The organism is Nonomuraea zeae (genome assembly GCF_005889725.1).
Taxonomy (GTDB): domain Bacteria; phylum Actinomycetota; class Actinomycetes; order Streptosporangiales; family Streptosporangiaceae; genus Nonomuraea; species Nonomuraea zeae.
This window is the reverse complement of record NZ_VCKX01000550.1, coordinates 1-3,535: the sequence shown is the minus strand read 5'-3', so window position 1 is coordinate 3,535 and position 3,535 is coordinate 1. Positions and strand designations below refer to the sequence as shown.

The window sequence follows — 3,535 nt, the reverse complement described above, 5'->3', positions numbered from 1 at the left end:
CGGACCCCGGCCGGCGGGGCGGCGGGCGGGGCGTCGGCGTCCAGGACGACCGACTCCGGGATCTGCTCGCCGGCCGGGGTCAGCTCCGCGTACGCGCCCCATTCGGCGGCGAACGCCCGCAGCGAGTCGCCGGTCAGCACCGGCAGCCGCACCAGCGCCGCGACGTCGGGCGCGCCCTCACCGGTCCTGGGCACGCGCGTGACCGGCACGGTGACCACGAGGTCGGTGACCCGGTGGGCCAGGGCCCGGTCGATCTCCCGCCTGAGCACCCGCAGGTCCTTGCCGGGCGACGGGACCACGTAGACGACCGTGAGCGAGGCCGTGCTCTGGACCCGGGGCAGCGTCCTGCGCAGCACCACGCCGTCGAGCACGCCGTCGAGGTTGAGCAGCACCGGTTCGAGGTCGTTGAGGGAAAAGTTCACGACTGATCTCCTAATGAGATGTCAGGTCCGGGAAGGGAACATGTCCTTCCTGAAGTCACGCGTGGTCCAGTTGTGGTGGAAGCGCCGCCAGACGTCGTGGCGCGCGTCCGCCGGCAGGTGGGCCAGCCGCAGGCCGAAGATCTCCGAGAGCGCGCCCAGGTACTCCTCGGCGGTGGTGAGCGCCCGGGTCGTGCGCCCGTCGAGCCCGACCCGGCTGAGCTGGCAGCCGATCAGCTCGTCGAAACCGGTCGCGTGGTGCCGCTTGACCCAGCCGTAGATGAAGAAGATGGACATCTCGTGGTCGGCCAGCCGGTCGAAGACGGTGCCGAACTGGGCCGGATCGACCGGCTCCGGCGAGAAGTCCACGCCGCTGCAGGACTCGCGGGCGTCGTAGTCGATGCGCCAGTCGCCGGCCCGCGCGTCGGACGGGCGGACGCGGTAGGTGAACGGGCCCTGCTGGTAGGTCCCGGGCAGCAGCGGCAGCGGGCGGTGGAAGCCCTCGCCCGACCCGACGTCCAGGATCCAGCGCCCGCCCGGGTTGAGCGCGTGGTGCAGGCCGGAGACGGTCAGCACGTTGTGGGTGCCGTTGGCGCCGACCGGGTTCGGGTTGTAGCCGCTCTGCACGCCGGCCGCGTGCATGCTGACCTGGTAGCCCAGCTCCTGGAGCAGGAGCATGAACGCGCCGTTGAGATGGAAGCAGATGCCGCCCCTGCCCTGGGTGACGATGCGGGTCAGCGACTCGTCCGGGGTGATGCCGCGCGGCCGGTCCAGCGTCTCGAACGGGACGCGTTCGACATGTGCGGCATGCAGCCGGGCGAGCTCGGCCGCGGACGGCTGTGCGGCACTGACGCCGAGCCGGTCCAGGTAGGCGGAAGTGTCGATAGCACTCACACGTGCGACGGTAGGAACGCCCGCTCGAGGCTGGCGCGAGGGCCGGTGGAGGCGAGGCGTTCCAGCTCGGGCACGAGTTGCGCGGGCGTGGGCCGGGCCAGCAGCTCCTCGCGCAGCCGGTGGGCGGTGGCGCGGTAGCCGGGCTCCGCCAGCAGCGTCATGGCGTGCTCGCGCAGCGCCTGCTCGCTCGCCTCCGCGCCCGGCAGGCAGCGGCCGACGCCGCTCTGCTCGACCTGGCGGCCGTGGAAGATCTCGTCGGGCATGTGCGGCACGACGAGCTGCGGCACGCCGTTGATCAGCGCGGTCATCGTGCCGCCCGCGCCGCCCTGCTGCACCAGGACGTCACAGTCGCGCAGCAGCGCGTCCAGCGGCAGCCGGCCGATGGCCACGACGTTGGCCGGCAGGTCGCCGAAGGCGGGCCGCTGCGTGTCGGTCACCGCCACCACGACCTCGACCGGCGCCTCGGCCAGCGCGGCGACGACCCGGGGCGCGAGCATCATGTGCGCGAAGCCGAGCCGTTCCTGGGAGGTGCCCCAGGTGAGGCAGACCCGCGGCCGCCCGTCGCGGCGCGGCGCCGGCTGGCCGGGCAGGACGGAGGCGCCGTTGTAGGGCACGAAGCGGAAGCGGCGGCGCGGCAGGTCCAGGTCGTACTGCAGGGCGGCGGGGCACGGGTCCAGCGTGAGGTCGCCGTTGACGCCCAGCTCCGCCAGGTCGAAGCGTTCGAGCAGCTCCCCCACCACGTCCTGCTCGAACTCGGCCATCGGCCCGGTGAAGTCCACGCTCCACAGCACCCTGACGGCGGGCACCCCGCACAGCTTGCCGACCAGCGGGCCGACGAAGGCCACCGGCTCGAACAGCACGAGGTCGGGACGCCACTTCCCGGCGAAGGCGACCACGTCGTCGGCCTGGGCGAGTGCCGAGTCGGCCGCGGTCCTGAAGCCGTGCAGCCGGCGGCGGGTCCTGTCCCCGTCGTCGCCGGCAGTGCTGCCAGTGGGGGTGCTGCCGGTGGGGGTGGCAGGCGGCGGGACGGGACGCCAGGACCGGGCGGCGAGCTGTTCGCGCAGCGCGGCGTAGGAGTCGAAGGACGGGCTGCCCGCCGGCAGGGCCGTCAGTCCGGCCTGGGTGATGGCGGGGGTGAGGCCGGGGTTGCTGACCACGACGACCTCGTGGCCCGCGGCCCGCAACGCCCAGCACAGCGGAACCAGCGGATTGAAATGACCAGGCATGTCCCAGGTCGCGGCGAGAACGCGCACTGCTGCCTCCAGGGAGACGAGGATGACGCGGCCATCCTCGGCAGCCCGACTCGTGCCTGCCTCGAACGACGCTCGACCGCCGGGCCGCACGGTGGCGACGACGGCTCGCAGGAAGGGATGGGCATTGCCATGGAACTGGGGATCTTCCTCAACTACGACGGCGCCGTGCAGGTGGCGGCCGAGGCCGAACGGCTCGGCTTCGCCTACGCCCTGGCTCCCGAGGGATTCAGGTCGGACGCGGTGAGCGTGCTGGGCGCGGTCGCGGCGCGCACGGAACGGATCAAGATCGCGCCCGGCGTCATGCAGATCCCGGCCCGCACGCCGGTCATGACCGCGCTGTCGGCCGCCACCCTGGACGCGCTGTCCGGCGGCCGGTTCTGCCTGGCGCTCGGCGTGTCGAACCCGGACGTCTCCCGCGGCTGGTACGGCGTCGACTTCACCGCTCCCCTGGCTCGCACCCGCGAGTACGTGGAGATCGTCCGGCTGGCGCTCACCGGCGAGCCGGTCCGCTACCAGGGCGAGCACTTCCGGCTGCCGCCGCCGGGCACCGGCGAGAGCGCGCACCTGCGAGCCGCGGCCACCCGCGCCGACCTGCCGATCTACCTGGCCGGGGTGGGGCGGCGGGCGCTGGAGCTGGCCGGGGAGATCGCGGACGGCTGGATCGGCGTGTTCTGCCCGCCGGAGCGGCTGGCGCGGTCGCTGGAGCACGTGCGCGCCGGCCGCGCCCGCGCCGGCAAGGACCTGGCGGGCTTCGAGGTGATGCCGTCGATCCCGATCAGCGTCGGCGACGACCCGGAGGCCGCGGCCGAGCCGCTGCGCCCGTACTTCGCCAACTTCATCGGCCTGGGCAGCAAGGAGCGCGGCATCTACTTCGCCCTGGCCACCGAGCTGGGGTTCGGCGACGCGGCGGAGGGCCGACGTCCTCCAGGCGCTGGCCGGCGAGCGGCACGTCTGGCTGGCCACGGCGGG

The 3,535-nt window shown here is 73.6% G+C and carries 4 protein-coding genes; 1 reads left to right on the top strand and 3 read right to left on the bottom strand.

Annotated features, from left to right (window positions below):
- From ETD85_RS60935 to ETD85_RS60925, 3 genes are all read right to left on the bottom strand, one after another.
- Positions 1-422 (bottom strand): hypothetical protein (locus ETD85_RS60935; RefSeq protein WP_138698878.1); only part of this gene is annotated, 422 nt, incomplete at its 3' end.
- A 21-nt stretch (positions 423-443) separates the two neighbouring features.
- On the bottom strand, positions 444-1,313 hold the full coding sequence (locus ETD85_RS60930; RefSeq protein WP_170247480.1) for an arylamine N-acetyltransferase family protein: 870 nt from the start codon (positions 1,311-1,313) through the stop codon (positions 444-446).
- Positions 1,310-2,566 carry a nucleotide disphospho-sugar-binding domain-containing protein gene (locus ETD85_RS60925; RefSeq protein ID WP_138698876.1) on the bottom strand — a complete coding sequence of 419 codons (1,257 nt, stop codon included), beginning with the start codon at positions 2,564-2,566 and terminating at the stop codon, positions 1,310-1,312. The genes ETD85_RS60930 and ETD85_RS60925 overlap by 4 nt, the downstream gene beginning before the upstream one ends.
- A gap of 129 nt (positions 2,567-2,695) precedes the next feature.
- Between ETD85_RS60925 and ETD85_RS60920 the strand changes: the two genes are divergently transcribed.
- Positions 2,696-3,535 (top strand): LLM class flavin-dependent oxidoreductase (locus ETD85_RS60920; protein ID WP_138698875.1); only part of this gene is annotated, 840 nt, incomplete at its 3' end.